Annotated in this window: 17 protein-coding genes; all 17 read left to right on the forward strand. The window is 38.6% G+C overall.

Annotated elements, in window-relative coordinates; translation table 11 throughout:
* The first annotated feature begins 19 nt into the window (after positions 1-19).
* Entirely contained in the window at positions 20-943 is a 924-nt protein-coding gene (locus ACMA47_RS16960) for a dihydrodipicolinate synthase family protein (protein ID WP_413930725.1), read from the forward strand.
* Positions 940-2,430 (forward strand): aldehyde dehydrogenase (NADP(+)), encoded by a 1,491-nt coding sequence (locus ACMA47_RS16965; protein WP_413930726.1) that lies wholly within the window; start codon positions 940-942, stop codon positions 2,428-2,430. The genes ACMA47_RS16960 and ACMA47_RS16965 overlap by 4 nt, the downstream gene beginning before the upstream one ends.
* Positions 2,427-3,425, forward strand: coding sequence for a 4-hydroxyproline epimerase (locus ACMA47_RS16970; protein ID WP_413930727.1), 999 nt, complete (start codon positions 2,427-2,429; stop codon positions 3,423-3,425). The genes ACMA47_RS16965 and ACMA47_RS16970 overlap by 4 nt, the downstream gene beginning before the upstream one ends.
* An 8-nt stretch (positions 3,426-3,433) precedes the next feature.
* Positions 3,434-4,699 (forward strand): NAD(P)/FAD-dependent oxidoreductase, encoded by a 1,266-nt coding sequence (locus ACMA47_RS16975; protein WP_413930728.1) that lies wholly within the window; start codon positions 3,434-3,436, stop codon positions 4,697-4,699.
* Between the two features lie 83 nt (positions 4,700-4,782).
* The gene (locus ACMA47_RS16980) at positions 4,783-6,927 is read left to right on the forward strand and encodes a M43 family zinc metalloprotease (RefSeq protein WP_413930729.1); all 2,145 of its coding nucleotides are present in this window, start codon (positions 4,783-4,785) and stop codon (positions 6,925-6,927) included.
* A 338-nt stretch (positions 6,928-7,265) separates the two neighbouring features.
* Entirely contained in the window at positions 7,266-7,760 is a 495-nt protein-coding gene (locus ACMA47_RS16985) for a GNAT family N-acetyltransferase (protein ID WP_413930730.1), read from the forward strand.
* A 240-nt stretch (positions 7,761-8,000) separates the two neighbouring features.
* Positions 8,001-8,417: an RrF2 family transcriptional regulator gene (locus tag ACMA47_RS16990; protein WP_129040294.1), complete on the forward strand. Its 417-nt coding sequence runs from the start codon at positions 8,001-8,003 to the stop codon at positions 8,415-8,417.
* A gap of 83 nt (positions 8,418-8,500) precedes the next feature.
* Positions 8,501-9,214 carry a phosphoadenylyl-sulfate reductase gene (locus ACMA47_RS16995; protein ID WP_413930731.1) on the forward strand — a complete coding sequence of 238 codons (714 nt, stop codon included), beginning with the start codon at positions 8,501-8,503 and terminating at the stop codon, positions 9,212-9,214.
* A gap of 12 nt (positions 9,215-9,226) precedes the next feature.
* Complete coding sequence (gene cysD / locus ACMA47_RS17000; RefSeq protein ID WP_407846501.1) at positions 9,227-10,135, forward strand: sulfate adenylyltransferase subunit CysD; 909 nt, start codon at positions 9,227-9,229, stop codon at positions 10,133-10,135.
* Between the two features lie 107 nt (positions 10,136-10,242).
* On the forward strand, positions 10,243-11,481 hold the full coding sequence (locus ACMA47_RS17005; RefSeq protein ID WP_413930732.1) for a sulfate adenylyltransferase subunit 1: 1,239 nt from the start codon (positions 10,243-10,245) through the stop codon (positions 11,479-11,481).
* Between the two features lie 5 nt (positions 11,482-11,486).
* Entirely contained in the window at positions 11,487-12,317 is an 831-nt protein-coding gene (epsC, locus tag ACMA47_RS17010; protein WP_413930733.1) for a serine O-acetyltransferase EpsC, read from the forward strand.
* Positions 12,318-12,345: 28 nt separating this feature from the next.
* On the forward strand, positions 12,346-13,257 hold the full coding sequence (gene cysK, locus ACMA47_RS17015) for a cysteine synthase A (protein WP_413930734.1): 912 nt from the start codon (positions 12,346-12,348) through the stop codon (positions 13,255-13,257).
* A 23-nt stretch (positions 13,258-13,280) separates the two neighbouring features.
* On the forward strand, positions 13,281-14,126 hold the full coding sequence (cobA, locus tag ACMA47_RS17020) for a uroporphyrinogen-III C-methyltransferase (protein WP_413930735.1): 846 nt from the start codon (positions 13,281-13,283) through the stop codon (positions 14,124-14,126).
* The gene (locus ACMA47_RS17025; RefSeq protein WP_413930736.1) at positions 14,116-15,828 is read left to right on the forward strand and encodes a sulfite reductase flavoprotein subunit alpha; all 1,713 of its coding nucleotides are present in this window, start codon (positions 14,116-14,118) and stop codon (positions 15,826-15,828) included. The genes cobA and ACMA47_RS17025 overlap by 11 nt, the downstream gene beginning before the upstream one ends.
* 34 nt (positions 15,829-15,862) lie before the next feature.
* Positions 15,863-17,539 carry an NADPH-dependent assimilatory sulfite reductase hemoprotein subunit gene (locus tag ACMA47_RS17030; protein ID WP_413930737.1) on the forward strand — a complete coding sequence of 559 codons (1,677 nt, stop codon included), beginning with the start codon at positions 15,863-15,865 and terminating at the stop codon, positions 17,537-17,539.
* 348 nt (positions 17,540-17,887) lie between these two features.
* Positions 17,888-20,764 (forward strand): TonB-dependent receptor, encoded by a 2,877-nt coding sequence (locus ACMA47_RS17035; RefSeq protein WP_413930738.1) that lies wholly within the window; start codon positions 17,888-17,890, stop codon positions 20,762-20,764.
* A 5-nt stretch (positions 20,765-20,769) separates the two neighbouring features.
* On the forward strand, positions 20,770-21,168 hold a 399-nt coding region (locus tag ACMA47_RS17040; RefSeq protein ID WP_413930739.1), incomplete at its 3' end, for a bifunctional precorrin-2 dehydrogenase/sirohydrochlorin ferrochelatase.

Raw genomic sequence — 21,168 nt, forward strand, 5'->3', positions numbered from 1 at the left:
TGGATAAATATTATTTGATATGAGTACAAAACTAAACTGGGAAGGTATTTATCCCGCTGTATTAACTCCTTTTACAAAAGAAGGTGAGATAGACTTTGAAATGTTTGCTATCAATACAGAAGCCCAGATTAAAGCAGGAGTTCACGGGATTATCCTTGCAGGAACATTAGGAGAAGCGAGTGCTTTGGAAACAGAAGAAAAATTTGAACTGCTGAAATATGCTAAAAAGATAACTCAGGGTAGAATTCCTGTCATTCTTAATCTTTCTGAAAATACTACTAGAAATGCAGTCAACTTTGCCAAGAAAGCAAAAGAATTTGGAGCAGATGGCCTGATGCTTCTTCCTCCAATGCGTTACAAAGCCGATAACCATGAAGTTGTTGAGTATTTTAAAGCCGTGGCATCCGCTACAGATCTTCCTATCCTTATTTATAACAATCCTGTAGATTATGGAATATATGTTTCCCTTGAAATGTTTGAGGAGCTTATTGATTATCCGACCATTCAGGCTGTAAAAGAATCGACAAGAGATCTGGCAAACGTAACCAGAATGATCAACCGTTTTGGAAAAAGGATCAAAATTCTTGGTGGGGTAGATACTATCTGTCTGGAAACCCTGATGCTTGGAGCAGACGGTCTTGTAGCAGGTCTTGTAGATGCATTTCCTAATGAAACCATGGCGATGTACAACCATGTGAAAGCCAATGAATATGATAAAGCTGTAGCAATTTACAGATGGTTTATGCCATTGCTGGAGCTGGATATTCACCCTAAACTTATCCAGTACATCAAACTGGCTGCAACAGCAGAAGGAATAAGCAATCCGTATGTGAGAGCTCCGCGTCTTGAACTTCATGGAAAGGAAGCTGAAAAAATTCAAAAAATCATTGAAGAAGGCAGAGCAAATCGTCCCGCACTATTAATTCCAGAGCAACAAATATGATGGAAGAAACATCAACACAAAATATTGATAAAAGAATCCAGAGGGCTGCTGAAGCCTTTCAGTTTCTTAAAAACACGACCGTCACTGAACGTGCAGAATTTATGAATGCTGTCGCTGATCAGATTGAAGCTTTGGGAGAAGACCTTTTGGCTGTTACTCATACCGAAACTTCATTGCCTTTAGCCAGACTTATTGGTGAAAAAGCCAGAACTGTAGGACAATGGAGAAGCTATGCAAAAGCTGTTGCTTCCGGGATATATGCAGAAGCCAGAATTGATCTTGCCCAGCCTGAAAAACAAAAAGGAGATCTTAGAAAATATAATGTAGGCATCGGACCTGTTGTCATTTTCGGAGCCAGTAATTTTCCTTTTGCATTTTCTACTGCAGGAGGAGATACCGCCAGTGCTATCGGAGCAGGTTGTCCAGTTATTATAAAAGCACATCCTGCACATCCTCAGACTTCACAAATGATGGCTGATGCTATAACTTCCGTTGTTAAAGCCTTTGGATGGCCTGAAGGAGTTTTTAGCCATATTACCGGAGCATCCTATGAAATCGGAGCTTATTTAACTCAGCATAAAGACATCAGGGCAGTTGCGTTTACCGGTTCTTTCCATGGTGGAAAAGCTCTGTTTGATATGGCCAACAGCCGTGAAAATCCTATTCCTGTATTTGCAGAAATGGGAAGTATCAATCCTGTATTTGCATTTAATCAACTGCTTGAAAACAAAGCTGAAACATTAGCCAAAGAATATATTGCTTCTTTAACATTAGGAGTAGGACAGTTTTGCACCAATCCGGGAGTGTTTATTGCTTTGAAAGGGAAGCCTCTTGACCGTTTTATCAATGCATTAAAAGAGGAAATTCAAAACGTGGCTCCCGCTAAAATGCTTCACAAAGGGATATTGGAAAGTTTTGAAAAAAATAAAAATATTGCAACAGAGCAGACAGACATTGAAATAATTGCGTCATCAAATACACAAGCAGAAAATGATCAGGGAAGTGCTTCAGTGATAAAGACAAATGCCGAAACCTTCCTGAATAATCCTGTATTGAGTGAAGAAGTTTTTGGCCCGTTTGGCATTGTTGTAGCGTGTGAAACAGACGAAGAACTCATGAAAATTGCCCAACAGTTAAAAGGACAATTAACCATTACTATTACCGCTACCCATGACGATGTACGGGATAATACAATACTGATCAATCTTCTGAAAGATAAATGCGGAAGGCTACTATTCAATGGAATGCCTACAGGAGTGGAAGTTGTGTATGCCATGCAGCATGGTGGACCGTTTCCATCTACTACTGATTCCCGTTTTACCTCTGTAGGACCGGATGCTGTAAAGCGGTTTGTTCGTCCTGTTTCTTTCCAGAACTGGCCGGATGAATTTCTACCTGATGAGCTTAAAAATGATAATCCATTACAAATCAGTAGAATGATAGACGGAGCAATGAATTCAGAATCATTAAAATTACAAACCACATGAACAGAACATTTTTTTGTATAGATTCTCACACCTGTGGATGTCCTGTACGTCTTGTTGCAGGAGGTGCACCTATTTTAAAAGGAAATTCCATGATGGAACGCCGGCTTCACTTCATGAAAGAATACGACTGGATACGAAAAGGATTGATGTTTGAACCTCGTGGTCATGATATGATGAGCGGAAGTATTCTGTATCCTCCTGTAGATGAAAATAATGATATCGGAGTTTTATATATTGAAACCAGCGGATGTCTTCCCATGTGCGGACACGGCACTATCGGAACGGTTACGATTGCTATTGAAGAAGGACTTGTTGTACCTAAAATTCCGGGAAAATTACGTCTTGAAACACCTGCAGGACTTATTCTCATCGATTATATACAGGAAGGAAAAAAAGTAAAGTCTGTAAAGCTGACGAATATAAAATCTTTTCTGTACGCTGAAAACCTGGAAGTTGAATGTCCGGATCTTGGATTAATAAGGGCTGATGTAGCTTATGGCGGAAACTTTTATGCCATTATAGATCCTCAGGAAAATTTCAGAGATATCTCTGATTTTACGGCCAGTCAGCTCATTCATTATGGAAAACTTATCCGAAAATTACTCAATGAAAAATATGAATTCATTCACCCAGAAATTGAACATATTACCGGATTAAGCCACATTCAGTGGACGGGGAAACCTACAGATCCTAACGCCAGTGGAAGAAATGCAGTATTGGTGGGTGAAAATGCTTTAGACCGTTCGCCTTGTGGTACGGGCACTTCGGCAAGAATGGCTCAATGGTATGCTAAAGGAAAACTGAAGGAAGGGGAAGAATTTATTCATGAAAGCTATATCGGTTCCCAGTTTATCGGGAGAATTGAAGAGACTGCTACTTTAGATGGGAGACCAGCCATTATTCCGTCAGTAGAAGGTTGGGCCAGAATTACCGGATATAATCAGATTATTATTGATGATGAAGATCCTTATTGGCAGGGTTTTCAGGTGATGTAAACAAGCGTATGACACAGAATAAAGGAAAAGCACTGATTATCGGTGCAGGAATAGCAGGATTAAGCTCAGCGTATTACCTTTTACAGAAAGGATGGCAGGTGGAAATTCTGGAACAGAATGACCTTACCAACAACTGCTCTTATGGAAATGCAGGAATGATTGTACCCAGTCATTTTACCCCATTGGCAGCACCGGGAGTAGTTGCCCAGGGAATACGCTGGATGTTTGACAGTAAAAGTCCGTTTTATGTAAAGCCATCACTCAATTCCAGGCTGGTTTCCTGGGGATTGAAGTTTTTGAAACATTCCAACCAGAAACATGTTGATTACTCTGCATCTGCAATCCGGGATCTTAATCTTGCAAGCAGCCAATTGTATGATAAAATTGCCCAAAAAGAAGGATTTGATTTTGAACTGAATCAAAATGGTATTCTAATGCTCTATAAAACAGAGAAAGTAGCAGAAGAGGAAACCGAACTGGCTTACAAAGCCATCAATATGGGATTACCTGTTGATATTCTGGATAAAAAAGAAATTCAGGAACTCGAACCCAATGCCCGGCTGGATGTAATCGGTGGGGTCAATTATAAATGCGACGGCCATATGAATCCCATGAAACTTATGAAACAAATGATCTCTTATCTTAAAAATAAGGGTGTCATTTTCCATACTCATCATCAGGTAACAGGCTTTAAAACTTTTGGAAATACTATTAAAACAGCTGTTGCCAACGGTAAAGAATTTACTGCCGACCAATTTATCATGACAGGAGGTTCATTCTTACCTGAGCTTGCTCAGAAAGCAGGAATTAAAATAAAATTAATGCCCGGGAAAGGGTATTCATTGATGCACCAACCGGAAAATCCACTTAATACATTAGAGCATGCCGCTTTACTACTCGAAGCTAGAGTAGCAGTGACTCCAATGAACGGACAGATCCGTTTCGGCGGAACTATGGAACTGGCTTCCCATCAAGATAAAATTAATATGAAAAGGGTAGAAGGAATCATCCAATCCATCCCTAAATATTTACCCGATTTCAAGGTTGGAATCCCAAAAGAATCTGAAATCTGGTATGGGTACAGACCGTGCGCACCGGATGGATTACCGTATTTAGGACAGTCTTCCCAACTGAAAAATCTGATTATTGCAGGCGGCGGCGGAATGATGGGATTAAGCTTAGGACCCATTTTTGGAAAAACAGTTTCAGAACTTGCCAATGACGAAAAGCCAACGGTTGAGATAAAGATATTCAACCCTGAAAGATTTAATTAAAAAACATCACATAAAACACACCAAATTAAGCCCAAAACAATTTGATTATTTAAATAATTTATTAACAACCAAATCCAAAATTTATGAAAAAATTTAAATTACTACTACTTGTTTCCCTATTTCCAATAATAGGTTTTGCTCAAGAAAACAGACCTCATGAGTGTAAAGCAGATGAAATGATGAAACAACATTTTGAACTGCATCCTGAATCAAAGGCTGAATATGAAAATTTTGAGAAATACACCAAAGATTTCATAAAAAAAATGGGATCAAACAAAAATTCATTGAATAGGTCAATCAACAATCCAACCTACATTATCCCTGTGGTTTTCCATGTGTATGGAGAATCTCAAAGTAATGTAAAAGTAAATTACCAAAAAGTAGTCGACTTACTGGAACAGATCAACTTAAATTTCAATGGAATCAACACTGATTCAAACACTGTAGATCCTGACTTCCAACCTATCAGAGGAGCGTTAAGCATTGAATTTCGATTAGCTAAAATTGATCCAACCGGAAAAGCTACCAGCGGAGTGGTATTTCATCCTTTCAAAGGCGGATATGGCAATGGTGGCGGATATGATGCACAAGTTGGTACAGATGCCTGGGATAATGCAAAGTATATGAATGTGTATATACAAAATGACCTATATGCTAATAAGGATTTATATCAATCAGGAGTTGCCTGGTATCCGGATTCATATATGACTTCAGTAAATACAGCCAGAGTTGTTTATAATGGACGTTATATATTTAATGCTGCAGGAACAGTAGCTTCAAACGAGTTTTCTGATACATTCACGCACGAATTTGGGCATTGGCTAAATCTTCAACACACGTTCAATGTTCTTTGTTCCACTGCAAACCCAGGTAATGATGGTGACGGAGTGGCTGACACCCCTGTAGAAAATATGTCTTCCGGATTAGGATGTACAACGGGTAACAATTGTCTTGGACAAAAAGTGAACGTTGAAAACTATATGGGATACAACGGTTCTGCCGGATGTTATAAAATGTTTACCACTGGACAGATTAACAGAATGATAGCTGCATTAAATCATCCTTCGCGAATAAACTTATGGCAGCCTGCCAACTTAGCTGCAACCGGAGTTGCTAATACTCCACCTAGGCTAACCCTTAGCAACAGTACATTTACAGAGAACTTAGACAATAGTGGCAGGGTGTCATTAGATGGAACAGTAGCTTCTGCTCCTACATCAACAATTACACTAAATTCAGCAACATTTGCCGTACCAAATGGAACAACTCTTACTGCAGGAACACATTTCACTTCTTCATTACCAGCAGGACTGACAGCAACTATAGTGGTTACAAGCCCTACAACTGCTACCCTTACCATAAATGGTGCGGCAACCAGTCACCCTAAAAGTCAGGTCCTGAATTCATCAATTGCATTCCTGAATCCGGCTATAACAGGAGGCACAACTTCACTAGGGTCAACAACAGCTTTAGCATTAACTTTTTCTTATAAAGATCCTTATAAAATAGTTACAGGAACTCCTCTGGAAAGCTATGCCAACCCAACACCAACAAACGTAACCACCAACTCCGGAGCAACTTGGAAGTATTTTATCATTAACCCGGAGCTTAGTGATGATGCAGGATATGGCGCCTGGTACTATGCTGCCAATCAATTAAAATTGGAAACCTATTGGAAAGGATTAGTTTGCGAACCAGGAACACGAAATATCAGTTTAATTCCGGCTTGTACCACCATAACCAATGCAAATAATATAGGCTATCCTACTGGTACTCCCGGACAACTTGACGTGTACACTCCTACATATACTACCTGGTCTGGCAAAACCGCCTATGTTGGTTTTAGAAACCAATTCGAAGGCTACAACATTAATGGTTATTTCAAACTGACTGTGGGGGCAAATGGTTCAAATTATTCTGTAACGGAGTTTAGATACAATACACAACCATATGGCAGTATTACAACACCTTGTGCACTATTATCCACTGCAGAAGTTGATACAACACACACAGAAACATCTATCTATCCAAATCCAGTTTCTGATGTATTGACTATTAAAACAAAAGGTGAAATTAAATCAATTTCTGTTTACGACATGTTTGGAAGAAATATGAATGCTAAAGTTATTGGTGATAAGGTGGATGTTAAACACTTCCTAAGCGGAACTTATTTAATTGATATTGAAACTTCTTTAGGGAAATCTTCTCAGAAATTCATTAAAAAATAGGATCAAACGGCATATTGCCATAATATGATTGTGAGTAAAAGGTTTTATTTTAACTGCCTGCATTTTTGAGGTGGTAAAGGAGTAAGATGGGCTCATTGAGCTCATCTTCTTTTATTTCACATTCCTAATTTATCAAAGCTATTGCTTGCTCCAATTGCATCTAGCAGACTTATTTTGAGAAAATCCTATAATGGGATGTATTATTTTTTCAAATTTTCAGCAATGATGGGTTTAATTTTAAGCCCATTTTTTTATATTAAATGGGTATTCAGTAATAATTTCAGATTTATTTGCCTAATTTTATTCATGTATTAAACATTTACATTCTATTCATTTCTATGAAATATAAAAATAACACGATCATTATTCGTGAATTTACGTCCGAAGAATTTCCCTTATTTTCTACTCTTTTTGAAAATGAGAATGTAACACGGTATCTGCCTTACAAAACTCCTGAAGAGTATAAAGAAATGTTTGACAAAGCATTAGCAGATTATGAAGCAGGACCATTCAGCAGATGGGGAATATTCAACACTCAAACTGATGATTTTGTAGGAATGTGCCTTGCCAGAGTATTTTTGGACAATCCGGAACAGGTAGAAATTGGGTATACCTTAGGAGAAAATTATTGGGGAAAAGGGCTCGGAACCGAAGTCTGCAAAGCACTTATTGGCTATTGTTCCTCACTGAATCCTCAAAAAGATATCGTAGCAGTAACCGATCTTGATAATATCGGGTCTCAAAAAGTACTTCTAAAGAGCGGTTTCAGTAGAGTTGAAAATCTTGAGCGAGAAGACAGAGAACTGGCATACTTTATATTGCAAAAAAAGTAAACTTATTGAGTACTTTTTTCCCACAGATTGCACAGATTTGCACAGATGCTTCTGTATATATCATCTCAGGCAATAAAAAACCTTTGATTTTTTAAGCTTAAGTGAACTTCTCAGCAGTTTTTTGTAACTTAAAATCAACTTAAGTGTTTTTATTTTTGTGACTTTTGTGGTTAAAATACAACGTCTTCAGCTATAAAAACATTTCATTTATCAGATAATTTATCATAACTTGCAGGAATTATGATGTCGAAACGTTGCAAATATGCGCTTAAAGCAATGGTCAGATTAGCAAGGAATTATAACCAGGGCTTTCTGCCAACTTCCGTTATTGCACAGGACGAAAACATTCCCAAGAAATTTCTGGAACAGATTCTTCTCGAACTTAAAAGAGCCAAACTTGTCAACAGCAAGCAGGGTAAAGTAGGAGGGTATTATCTTTTAAAATCACCAGATGAAGTCTCATTAGCAGATATTTACCGCATTTTCGACGGTCCCATTGCCCTTACGCCATGCGTATCTTTAAACTTTTATGAAGCATGTGACGACTGTGTAGACGAAGCAGTCTGCTATCTGAGAAAAGAATTAATGATCGTTCGTGAAAAGACCAGAACTAGCATGATGGAAGCCACTCTTACTAAGTTTATTAACAAGGAATAAAAAAAATTTTATTTAAATTCTACTATTTTGATAGGAGTTATAGAATTTTATATATATTTGCAAGACTTAAATCTCAATTCAAAATGAATAACAGTCTGGAAAATGAATTCGAAAAACTTGTGAAAGAGGCTAATGAAGCTTCTTTTCAAACCAATGCACTGCAAATACTGACTGAAAGATTCTCGGGTAAAGTGATCTTTTCAACCAGTTTCAGTTACGAGGATCAGGTCATCACTCATCTGATTAAAGATTTAAATATTGAAATATTCACCCTGGATACGGGAAGACTTTTTGAACAGACCTATGAAACCTGGACATCCACAAAAGCTTTCTTTAAAAAGAACATCAAAGCCTATTATCCGGATACGGATGAGCTCAGAGAATTTGTAACAGAAAACGGTCCTGATTCATTCTATCAATCCGTAGAAAAAAGGAAAGCATGCTGTACCATCCGAAAAGTTCATCCTTTAAGAAAAGCACTGGAAGGCTATGAAGTATGGATCACCGGTCTGAGATCCGAACATTCTCCCAACAGACAGAATATGCCCCAGCTGGAATGGGATCCGGATAATAAGATCATAAAATTTCATCCTATCCTTCACTGGACGACAGAACAGGTGACAACGTATGTAAAAGATCATCATATACCTTACAATCACCTTCATAAAAAAGGATTTGTGAGCATAGGATGTGAGCCCTGTACCAGAGCGATCAAAGAAGGAGAAGATTTCAGAGCAGGCCGTTGGTGGTGGGAAGATGCCAACAAAAAAGAATGCGGTCTGCATATTCATCAATAAAAAAAGAAAAAAATGTCAATACATCAGTTAAACTATTTAGATCAGTTAGAAGCCGAATCTATTTATATATTAAGAGAAGTAGCAGGTCAGTTTGAACGTCCGGCCTTATTATTCAGTGGAGGAAAAGACAGTATTGTGTTGGCTCATCTGGCCAAAAAAGCATTCTTCCATGGGAAAATTCCTTTTACGTTTGTTCATGTAGATACGGGACACAACTTTCAGGAGGTTTTGGATTTCCGTGATCAGCTGGTAAAACAGTTAGACGTTAATCTGGTAGTCAGAAAAGTAGAAGATACGATAAAAAGTAAAAAACTGACTGAGGCTAAAGGTAAATTCCCTAGCAGAAACTGGCTGCAAACCTACACGCTACTTGATACCATTGAAGAATTTGAATTTGATGCCTGCATCGGAGGCGCCAGAAGAGATGAAGAAAAAGCAAGAGCAAAAGAAAGAATCTTTTCCGTTCGTGATGAATTCGGACAGTGGGATCCTAAACTTCAGCGTCCTGAGCTGTGGAATATCTTCAACGGAAAGATTCACAAAGGAGAAAATGTAAGAGTTTTCCCTATCAGCAACTGGACAGAGCTTGACATCTGGAATTATATCCGAAGAGAAAAAATTGCACTTCCTTCCATCTATTTTTCGCATGAAAGAGAAGTGATCGATTTCAACGGACAGTGGCTTGCCAATTCTTCCCATGTTGTGTTAGAACCTGAAGATATCATCACTACCAAGAAAATCCGTTACCGCACCGTAGGAGACATGACCTGTACTGCAGCTGTAGAATCTAATGCTGTAACAATAGATGCTGTCATAGAAGAAATAGTAGCCACCAGAATTTCAGAACGTGGCGAAACCAGAATTGATGACAGGGTAACAGAAGCTGCCATGGAAGACAGAAAAAAAGGAGGCTATTTTTAGATAAGCAATCAGCGATGAGTAATAAGTAATCGGATACCCCGTATTTACTTTTTAAACATCAAAATATTACTCATTGCCCATTACTCATTATTTATAACAAAAATCGGATGGATATATTAAGATTTATAACAGCAGGAAGTGTAGATGACGGTAAAAGTACCCTTATCGGAAGACTGCTTTACGATAGCAAAAGTATTTTACAGGATCAGTTGGAAGTCCTTGAAAAACATTCTAAAAACAAAAATGAAGACGGAGTAGACCTTGCCCTTTTAACGGATGGTCTGCGCGCAGAAAGAGAGCAGGGCATCACCATTGATGTTGCTTACCGCTATTTTTCAACTGCAAAAAGAAAATTTATTATTGCAGACGCTCCGGGTCATGTACAATATACCCGTAATATGATAACCGGAGCTTCCAACTCTGATCTGATGGTTATTCTGATTGATGCCCGAAAAGGAGTGATTGAGCAGACCAGAAGACATTCTATCATTGCTTCTTTATTACAGTTGAAAAAAGTAGCTGTAGCCATTAATAAAATGGATATGGTAGATTATTCGGAAGAAGTTTTTGAAAATATAAAATCAGAATATGCAAAAATTGCAGAAAATCTGGGTTTAAATGACGTCAGTTATTTCCCCATTTCAGCATTAAAAGGAGATAATATCGTTTCAACATCTTCAAGAACAGAATGGTATGAAGGAAATTCCCTTCTGGAATACCTTGAAGAAGTAACGATTAATGAAGAAAAAAATAATGGAAGCCGTTTTCAGGTTCAGTACGTGATTCGTCCTCAAACTGAAGAATTACATGATTACAGAGGATATGCCGGACACATATTAAGCGGAAAGTTCACCAAAGGAGACAAAATCCACATACTTCCTGCAGATCTGACCACTGAAATCACCAAAATTGAGATCAATGGCATTGAAAAAGAAGAAGCTTTTGAAGGTCAGCCAACCGTTATCCATTTGGCTAATGATGTAGATATCAGCAGAGGAGATATTTTTGTTACGGAAGAACATATTCCCACCGTTGAAAAAGATCTTGAAATTCTTTTATGCTGGCTTGATCAGAAACCTTTGCAGCCAGGGAATAAATACCTTCTGCAGCAGAACAGCAGACTTGTAAAAGCTGTGGTAAAAGAGATCGACTATAAGATCAATGTCAATACCCTTATCCGGGAGCAGGCAGATGGTGAAATTAAACTGAATGAAATTGTGAAAGTTACCCTACGAACGGCACAGCCTTTGGTCTATGACAGCTTTACCCATAATAAAACAACGGGCTCTGCCATTTTGGTGGATGAAACGTCCAATTCAACGGTAGCAGCCTGTATAATCCAATAGAAAAAATGGCAATTTCCGATCAATTAATAGAAAGAATTCATCAGACCAAACAGAACAGTATTCATGGATTCTTTGATAAAATAAAGACCAAAAAATGGGTGAAGGATTTGTATGAAACACTTTTCCTTCCTCAGAATGACAATACTGAAGATCAGCTGAAAAGAAATTTTGAAGCACTTCAGGAAACACTTTCGGACCTTATCAATACGGTAACAGGAGATAAAATTATTACTGAAAAACAGGTCAGTCAGTTTTTTGAAGCGTTGCCGGAATTATATAATCAGTTGGTGTTGGATGCAAAATCCATTTTGGAATTTGATCCTGCTGCGGACTCTCTGGAAGAAGTTTACCTGGCATATCCGGGCTTTTTTGCCACGTATGTCTACCGTATTTCGCACCAGCTCTGGAGTCAGGACGTGAAGATTTTACCGCGTGTCATTTCAGAATATGCCCACAGTAAAACGGGAATTGATATTCATCCGGGAGCAACGATAGGTAAGTCTTTTTTCATTGACCACGGAACAGGAATTGTGATCGGAGAAACAACCATTATCGGAAACAATGTCAAAATCTATCAGGGAGTAACCCTCGGAGCATTGAATGTTTCCAAAGAAAAAGCCCATCAGAAAAGGCATCCCAATATAGAAGATGATGTGATTATCTATTCGGGAGCAACCATTCTGGGAGGGGAAACTACCATAGGCAGAGAAAGTATTATCGGAGGAAATGTCTGGGTTACACAGGATGTTCCTGCCAATTCTCTGGTCTACCACAAAAGTGAAATAAAAATAAAGGATAACAGTTCATTACCGGAATCATTAACCTTTGTGATCTAAAAAAAACAAAAATAAAAAGTACATTGATATGAAGTTTCAGAATGCATTAGAAACGATAGGAAATACACCTGTCGTGAAAATTAATAAACTCTTCAGTTCAGATCATGAAATCTGGATCAAACTTGAAAAAAGCAACCCTGGCGGAAGCATTAAAGACAGAATTGGATTAGCAATGATCGAAGATGCAGAAGCCAAAGGATTATTAAATAAAGACAGCGTCATTATAGAACCTACAAGCGGAAATACGGGAATAGGACTCGCTTTGGTAGCTGCCGTAAAAGGATACAAACTCATCCTTGTCATGCCGGAAAGCATGAGTATAGAACGCCGTAAAATCATGGAAGCTTACGGAGCAGAATTCGTGCTTACTCCAAGAGAAAAAGGAATGAAAGGGGCTATTGAAAAAGCTAATGAACTGGCTGAAGAAACCCCTAATTCATGGATTCCAAGACAGTTTGACAATCCTGCCAATGTAAAAGTACACGTAGAAACCACCGCTCAGGAAATTTTAAAAGACTTCCCGGACGGACTTGATTATATCATTACAGGAGTTGGAACCGGAGGACACATCACCGGAATCGCAAAAACAGTAAAAGAAAAATATCCTAACGTAAAAGTAATTGCTGTAGAGCCTGAATTATCTCCCGTACTAAGCGGAGGAAGCCCGGCGCCACATCCATTACAGGGATTAGGAGCAGGCTTTGTACCTTCCATTCTGGATATTACCCTTCTGGATGGCGTGATCACAGTAGGCAAGGAAGAAGCTTATGAATATGCTCTTAACGCTGCTAAAAAAGAAGGCCTTTTTGTAGGAGTTTCCACAGGAGCCGCTTTAGCAGCCATCGCCAAACATTTACCGGAAATACAACCTAACGCTAAAATCCTTACCATCAATTACGATACAGGAGAAAGGTATCTCTCTGTAGAAGGACTCTTCTAAATCCTTAATTAACACCTACTTCAATGAAAACAAATATAAAATCACCAAAGGTCTTCCTTATCGGTGCAGGGCCCGGCAACCCTGAACTGATCACTGTAAAAGCAGTAAAAGCTATCGCACAAGCTGACGTCATTTTATGCGACCGTCTTGTAAGTCCGGAAATTCTGGAAACCTACGTTAATGAAAACACAGAAATCATCTATGTAGGCAAAGAATGCAGCAAAAATGCTTCCACCCCTCAGTCTCATATCAATACTTTGATGGTGAAATATGCCCTTCAGAATAAAACTATTGTGAGATTGAAAGGAGGCGATGTTTCTATATTCTCCAATATTCTGGATGAGTTGCAGGCTTTAAAACAACATCATATTCCTTACGAAATCATTCCGGGAATTACAGCCGCTTTAGGAGCTGCAGCATTTGCGGGAATGCCTTTAACAGCGAGAGGATATTCTACATCCGTTCGTTTCCTAACGTATTATAAATCGGAAATTGTAGGTGAAGAATACTGGAAAGAGCTGGCTTTAACCAATGATACTCTTGTTTTCTACATGTCTAAAGGAAATCTTACTCCTCTTGTGGAAAAGCTGAAAGCACTTCAGATTTCAGGTGATAAAAAAATTGCAGTCATTGAACAGGCAACAACGCCTTTTCAAAAGGTATACACGTCATCATTTGATGATTTTAATGAAAAATTCGGGGACAAAAACTTTGCTTCACCTTCATTGGTGGTAGTGGGTAAAATTGTGAATCTCCATGAAGAATTTTCATGGCTTGAAAATGCCGAGCAGGAAGGTCTTTATTTTAAATCAGTGGAAAACGGAAGTCTCATCCCAACCACTCAAAATTTCTTTGAATATGCTGTCTGAAACTAAATTAAATGTATTAAAACAAATCTCCGGAGACCTTTCCAGAGACGAAGCCATCTGGGCAAGCGGATATCTTGCAGGTATTGCCGGAGGATCATCATTCACAGCCGTTCTGCCACCACAGGAAGCAAATAGTACTACACAGAATGCTGTAAAGAAAATAACCCTGGCTTACGGTACGGAAACCGGAAATAGTAAAAAACTGGCTACAGCTTTGGCAACTATTGTTAAGAAAAAAGGACTGCAGGTAAAGCTGGCCGACCTTTCCCAATACAAACCTAAAGATTTGGCTAAAGAAGAGTTCTTTTTTGTAATTATCAGTACTCAGGGAGAAGGTGAACCACCAGCGTTAGCCAAAAAATTCTACGATTATATCTATGAGAATGAAATTAATCTCAGTGGACTTAAATATGGAGTTCTGGCATTGGGAGACAGCAGTTATCCTCTGTTCTGTCAAACCGGGGAAGATGTAGATTCACGCTTTGAAATATTGGGAGCCCAACGTGTTATTCCATTAAAAAAATGTGATATTGATTACGAGCAGGAAGCTTCCCATTGGATAGAGCATGTATTCGAAACGGTTAATAAAAATACTGCTCAGAATACAAAAAATGTTTCAATTCCCAAAGCATCTACCGGAAGAAAGAAATATCAGGGAAAAGTTTCAGCCATCATCAATCTGAATGATATTACGTCTGAAAAAGAGACTTACCATATTGAAATTGAAACAGAAGATCCCCTTACCTATCAACCAGGTGCCGCTTTGGGAGTGATTCCGTTCAATTCGAAAGAAGTAGTTTATGAAATCATTACTCTCACAGGAATTGATCCTCAGAAACAGGTAGAAACAACAAAAATTACGGATTCTGTAGAAGAACTCCTGCACAGGCATCTTAACATCAGCTATCTGCTTAAATCTGTTGTGGCTCAATATGCAAAAATTACAGGACATTCCATTCCCGAGGTAAGATTAAGCCTTCTTGATCTACTTAGAATTTATCCTGTAAAAAATGCAGATGAGTTTGAAGAAATTATTCAAATATTGACAGCGCAAGCTCCACGTCTGTATTCAATTTCTTCCTCTGTGGAAGCGCATGGTGATACTGAAATTCATATTACCGTAGCTAAATCGGAGTTCTTTATTGATCATCAGAAACACAACGGATTATGCAGTGGTTTTCTGAGTGAATTCAAAGAGGGAGAAGAGGTAGAATTTTATATTCAGGATGCAGGACATTTCAAACTTCCGGAAGCAGATAAAGATATCATCATGATTGGTCCGGGAACAGGGATTGCGCCTTTCAGATCATTCCTTTGGGAACGTGATGCTACAGGTGCAGAAGGAAGAAACTGGCTGTTTTTCGGAGATAGAAATTTTGTGTCAGACTTCCTTTATCAGGCAGAACTGCAGGATTTTCTTAAAACAGGCAGTCTGACTCATTTAGACCTTGCTTTTTCAAGAGACACCGCAGAGAAAGTATATGTTCAGCACAGACTGGAACAAAACGCCCAGGAAGTATTTTACTGGCTGGAAGGTGGTGCTTCTGTGTATGTATGCGGAGCGAAAGAACCCATGGCCTGCGATGTAGAGCAAACGCTTCTCAGTATCATCCAAAATGAAGGAAAACGCAGTAAAGAAGATGCTGTAGTTTATCTGGAAGAAATGGAATTGAGCGGTAGATATGCTAAAGATGTGTATTAAAAAGAAGTACCCGTAAAAATTAAAGGAAACAATTATGAACAACAATAAAGAGAACCTTTCACCGGTAGAAAAAATTAAAACCGGCAGTAACGGACTCAGAGGAACTTTAAAGGAAAGCCTTGCAGACAACTTCACCGGAGCCATCAGAGAAGATGACCAGACTGTCATCAAATTCCACGGAATGTACCAACAGGATGACAGAGACAGAAGGGAAGAACGTGTCTCCAAAAAACTGGAGTGGCTGTACTCTTATATGATCAGATTAAGACTTCCCGGTGGTTTTTTAACTCCTGAACAATGGGTAGGATTGAATGAAACTGCTGAAGATCATTCCTCAGGAACGATAAAAGTAACCACAAGACAAACGATTCAGCTGCATGGAATCTTAAAATCTCATTTAAGACCTACCATTCAGAGCTTCAATCTGCAGCATCTGGATTCGATTGCGGCTTGTGGGGACGTCAACAGAAATGTAACCTGTACTGCAAACCCTTCGGAATCACCTTTGCACAAGGAAGCGTATGAACTGGCTGGTAAAATCAGTGAAATGTGTCTTCCGAAAACTAAATCGTATTACGACATCTGGATTGATGATGAACTTCTGGTTGACCGTAAAGCAGAGGAAGATCCTTTGTATCAGAACAGATATCTTCCGAGAAAACTGAAAATAGGAATCGCTGTTCCACCTAATAATGATGTAGATGTATTCATCAATGATATTGCCTTAATTGCAATTATCGAAAATGATAAAATTGTAGGTTACAATATCGCTGCCGGAGGTGGACTAGGAGCAACCCACGGTAATGAAGCGACTTACGCCCGTCTTGCCTCCATTCTTGGGTTTGTAGATACTGAAGAAAAAGTATTGAAAGCAGTCTACGAAATCATCACAGTACAAAGAGATTTCGGAAACAGAAGCGACCGGAAATTATCAAGATTAAAATATACGATTGATAAACTGAGTATCGACCAATACAGAGCTGAAGTAGAAAAAAGAACAGGATTCAGCTTTGAACCTGCCAGAGAATTCAAATTTGAACAACGAAAAGACCGCTATGGCTGGATTCAGAACCACGAAGGAAAATGGTTTTATACCGTATTTGTAGAGCACGGCAGAATTCTTAACACGTCAGAATATCCTTTAAAATCAGGGTTGCTGAAAATTGCACAAACGGGTAAATCCAATTTCCGTTTTACCTGTAACCAAAACCTTATTCTGGCTGATATTGATGAAAAAGATAAACCTGAAATTGAACATATTTTAAAAGAACACGGAATTTCAGAATATACCAATGGAGCAAGCGCCTTACGTAAAAACTCTGTTGCCTGTGTTGCCTTGAACACCTGTTCACTGGCTTTAGCGGAAGCACAGCGATATTTGCCTTCTTTGGTCACGAAAATAGAACCCATTCTTGAAAAATATGGTCTGCTGGAAGAAGATATTACCATCCGTATGACCGGTTGTCCAAATGGTTGTGGAAGATCTCCTAATGCTGAAATCGGATTTGTGGGTACAGCTTATGGGAAATATAATCTTCACATCGGTGGAGACCGCTTAGGAATGCGACTGAATACAAAATTTAAAGAAAATATTGGTGAAGAAGAAATTCTGACCACGCTGGATGAACTTTTCGGGATTTACGTACAGAAAAGACTTGCAGAAGAAACATTTGGTGATTTTTCATACCGTTACTTACATACCTTAAATTAATTATATGGCTAATTTTCATTATGATCTGAAAAAAAACAAAAAAACTAAACCTCTTCATTTAGGCGGACGAATGTGTATGTGTTGTTGATTCTCAAATAACAATACAAGCAAAGCTGTTTGAAATAGTAAAGCATCTTAGTTCACTACTTAAATAAATCAAACCATTAAGGCAATAAAGTTATTAAGGAAAGTTAAGGTAAAATCCAATGATTTTTTAAGAACTGTTCTTTAATGCGAAGCACTCTTAAATACCTTAAAATCTTATCAAATCTTAATGGTTTAAAAACTTTTATGTTTTATTTAAAAAGTTCAGACAGCTTCATTCTCAACCTAAAAAATGAAGAAAAAATGAAAAACAAAAAGCAGGGAAATTTTCTACCAAAAGCAGGTATTATTGCATTCACATTTCTATTCTTTAACTTCGCAGAAGCACAGCAGCAGCTTATAGAGCTTAGCGGAAGCATCAAAAATACAGATACACAAAAAGGTCTTGACTCCGTAAAAGTACAGATCGAAAATACACAGGATAACGCATTCACGGATCAGTTGGGTAACTTCAAAATCAGAACAAGAGTTACGATTCCATTCAGAGTGGTTATTCAGAAAGATGGTTTTAGCAGTCAAACCGTTGAGATCCTTTCTCCTTCCAATAAAATAACGATAGGCTTAAATCCTCAGAATACCATTATTGATGATGTGGTAATTTCAGCCTCCAGAGTTCCGGAAAAGATATTAAGATCACCGATTGCCATTGAAAAAATTGATATCAAGACCATCAGAGAAAGTCCGGCAGCATCATTCTATGAAACACTGGAAAATGTAAAAGGACTGCAGCTTTTAACCTCTAGTCTTACGTTGAAGATTCCTAATTCGAGAGGTTTCAACTCACCTAATAATTTCCGTTTTATGCAGCTGGTAGATGGAGTAGATGTACAGTCGGCAACATTGGGAGTACCGTTGGGAAATGCCATTGGACCTACAGAGCTAGATATTCAATCTATGGAAGTTACTCCTGGAGCCGCTTCTGCATTGTATGGAATGAATGCCATTAACGGACTGGCAAGTTTACAGACCAAAGATCCGTTTACTTCCGAAGGAATAAGCGTTTATTTCCGTGGTGGAGTGAATCATGTAGACAATGTTAACCATAAAATAAGTTCGTTAGGTGAAAGTGCCATACGTTTTGCCAAGGTGATCAATAAAAACTTTGCTGTTAAAGTCAATGCCTCGTATTTCAGCGGAACCGACTGGATTTCGAACAATCTGACTGATCAGAATCCGGGATCATTGGTCACAGCCAATCCTAATTTTGCGCTGGCTAATAATCCGGCGGAAGACCTTTGGAATAAATACGGCGATGAAAGAAATAATCGTGTTGCTGTAAAAGTAGACTACAATGGAAAACCAACCACTTTCAATGTTTCAAGGACAGGGTATCTGGAAAAAGATCTTGTAAGTCCGGATGTGAAAAATATCAAGTTCGATGCGGGATTATACTACCGTTTCGGAGATCAGTGGAGAACATCGTATGTTTATCGTTATGGGTTACTGGATGGAACTTTCCAGAGAGGAAATAAAATTCGTTTGCAGAATGCTACCGTTCAAAACCATAAAATAGAACTCACAGGAAAAGAACTGACCTTCAGAGCTTATGTATCCATAGAAAATACAGGAGATTCTTATAATCTGAAACCTTTGGCAGATAATCTTGATCTGACCAACCTTTCCAATACCAACTGGAAAAATATATTCCAAACGACTCTACAGAATAGTCTTAATTCAGGAGTTAATCTTAATGATGCATTCACCTTAGCCCGTCAGCAAGCAGATAAAAACAGAGTTGTACCGGGAACTGCAGCCTTTGAGCAATTAAAAAATACCATCATCGGAATCAACAACTGGGATTCAGCCAATGGAGGAGTAGCAGGAGCTCCGGCAACGGGAGGAGCAAAACTTGAACAGAAATCCCGCTTTTATCAGGGTGAACTGACCTATGACTTCAGCAGGTTTGTGAAGATCTTCAACCTTCTTGCTGGTGTAGATTACCGTTTGTACAGCATTACTCCGGATGGAAACAACTTTGTTGATTTTGACCGTCCGGTAAATGAAAGAAATATTCCTTTAGCCAACGGCACCTTCGGGAAAGATGTTGTTTATCAGAAATATGGGGCTTTTGCACAGATTACCAAGCTTTTCTTTGATGATAAATTAAAAATCAATGCGGCTTTACGTATCGACAGAAACCCTGAATTTGAAGCTAAACTGAATCCAAGAATCAGTGTTGTCTATTCTCCGGTGAAAGAACATAATTTCAGAGCTTCTTTCCAGAACGGATATCGTTTTCCATCACTATTTGAAGCCCTTTCTTTTGTGAACAACGGAAATGTAAGAAGAGTAGGCGGACTTTCAAAAGTGAATGACGGATTAGGCTATCTGGAAAATTCTTACACATTAGCTTCCATTGATAAATTCACTTCAGCAGTAAATGCAGATGTAGATGCCGGAAAAACTCAGGCTCAGGCCGCTCAGGATAACAAACAGCTTTTAACCGTAGCCAATCTGCAGAAGTTACAACCGGAAAAGATCAATTCATTTGAAGTAGGGTATAAGTCTACTTTTTTCAATAATAAACTGGTGTTGGACTGGGATTTCTATTACAATATCTACGAAGGATTCCTTGGTCAGGTAGAAGTGGCAGTTCCAAAAAACAGCCAGGTAGGAAGCAATACCGCTGTTCTTGCCATGCTCGATAGAAGCAAACAGGATCGTTATAGAGTTTATACCAACAGCAACAATACGTATAAAAGCTATGGAACGTCTTTAGGAATTCGTTATAATATCACAGGAAATTATAATGTAAATACCAATGTTTCTTATAATGATCTTGCTTCCAATAATAGTTCAGACCTGTTTATCACAGCTTTTAATACGCCGAAATGGATGGTGAATGTAAGTGTTGGAAACAGAGAAATTGTTAAAAACATAGGGTTTACTCTTGTGGCAAGATGGCAAAGCGGTTTTATGTGGGAAAGTCCTTTAGCATCCGGAGCAATTCCGGCTTACTATACGATTGATGCGCAAGCAACATGGAAGCTGCCTGAAATCCGTGCGAATATTAAAATTGGAGCCACCAATTTACTGAACCGCCGATATTTCCAGTATGCAGCAGGCCCTGAAATCGGAGGACTTTATTATCTCGCTTTTACTTATGATTTAAAACTGTAATCAGGATGAGCAATTCATTATATCCCATATTTTTAAAACTTGAAAACCTTTCACTACTGATTATCGGTGGTGGAAAGGTTGCTCTGGAAAAACTGGAATCTGTACTGGGTAATTCACCGGAAACTTCCATCAAACTGGTAGCCAAAGAGATTATCCCCGAAGTCAGAACCTTACAAACTCAGTTTTCCAATATTATAATGCACGAAAGAGCCTATGACGATCATGATTTTAATGATGCTGATCTGGCCATTATTGCGGTAAATGATATTGAACTGGCAGGAGAAATCAGAGAAAAAGCTCAGAATAAGAATGTACTGGTCAATATTGCCGACAAGCCGGATCTATGTGATTTTTATTTAGGTTCCATTGTCAAAAAGGGAAGTCTTAAAATAGCCATTTCCACC

This window comes from Chryseobacterium sp. T20 (assembly GCF_047345655.1).
Taxonomy (GTDB): Bacteria; Bacteroidota; Bacteroidia; order Flavobacteriales; family Weeksellaceae; genus Chryseobacterium.

Excerpts from the sequence above, each read along its gene's own strand:
- ACMA47_RS16960 (WP_413930725.1), top strand. The coding sequence starts at position 20 with ATGAGTACAAAACTAAACTGGGAAGGTATTTATCCCGCTGTATTAACT.
- ACMA47_RS16965 (WP_413930726.1), top strand. The coding sequence starts at position 940 with ATGATGGAAGAAACATCAACACAAAATATTGATAAAAGAATCCAGAGG.
- ACMA47_RS16970 (WP_413930727.1), top strand. The coding sequence starts at position 2,427 with ATGAACAGAACATTTTTTTGTATAGATTCTCACACCTGTGGATGTCCT.
- ACMA47_RS16975 (WP_413930728.1), top strand. The coding sequence starts at position 3,434 with ATGACACAGAATAAAGGAAAAGCACTGATTATCGGTGCAGGAATAGCA.
- ACMA47_RS16980 (WP_413930729.1), top strand. The coding sequence starts at position 4,783 with ATGAAAAAATTTAAATTACTACTACTTGTTTCCCTATTTCCAATAATA.
- ACMA47_RS16985 (WP_413930730.1), top strand. The coding sequence starts at position 7,266 with ATGAAATATAAAAATAACACGATCATTATTCGTGAATTTACGTCCGAA.
- ACMA47_RS16990 (WP_129040294.1), top strand. The coding sequence starts at position 8,001 with ATGATGTCGAAACGTTGCAAATATGCGCTTAAAGCAATGGTCAGATTA.
- ACMA47_RS16995 (WP_413930731.1), top strand. The coding sequence starts at position 8,501 with ATGAATAACAGTCTGGAAAATGAATTCGAAAAACTTGTGAAAGAGGCT.
- cysD (WP_407846501.1), top strand. The coding sequence starts at position 9,227 with ATGTCAATACATCAGTTAAACTATTTAGATCAGTTAGAAGCCGAATCT.
- ACMA47_RS17005 (WP_413930732.1), top strand. The coding sequence starts at position 10,243 with ATGGATATATTAAGATTTATAACAGCAGGAAGTGTAGATGACGGTAAA.
- epsC (WP_413930733.1), top strand. The coding sequence starts at position 11,487 with ATGGCAATTTCCGATCAATTAATAGAAAGAATTCATCAGACCAAACAG.
- cysK (WP_413930734.1), top strand. The coding sequence starts at position 12,346 with ATGAAGTTTCAGAATGCATTAGAAACGATAGGAAATACACCTGTCGTG.
- cobA (WP_413930735.1), top strand. The coding sequence starts at position 13,281 with ATGAAAACAAATATAAAATCACCAAAGGTCTTCCTTATCGGTGCAGGG.
- ACMA47_RS17025 (WP_413930736.1), top strand. The coding sequence starts at position 14,116 with ATGCTGTCTGAAACTAAATTAAATGTATTAAAACAAATCTCCGGAGAC.
- ACMA47_RS17030 (WP_413930737.1), top strand. The coding sequence starts at position 15,863 with ATGAACAACAATAAAGAGAACCTTTCACCGGTAGAAAAAATTAAAACC.
- ACMA47_RS17035 (WP_413930738.1), top strand. The coding sequence starts at position 17,888 with ATGAAAAACAAAAAGCAGGGAAATTTTCTACCAAAAGCAGGTATTATT.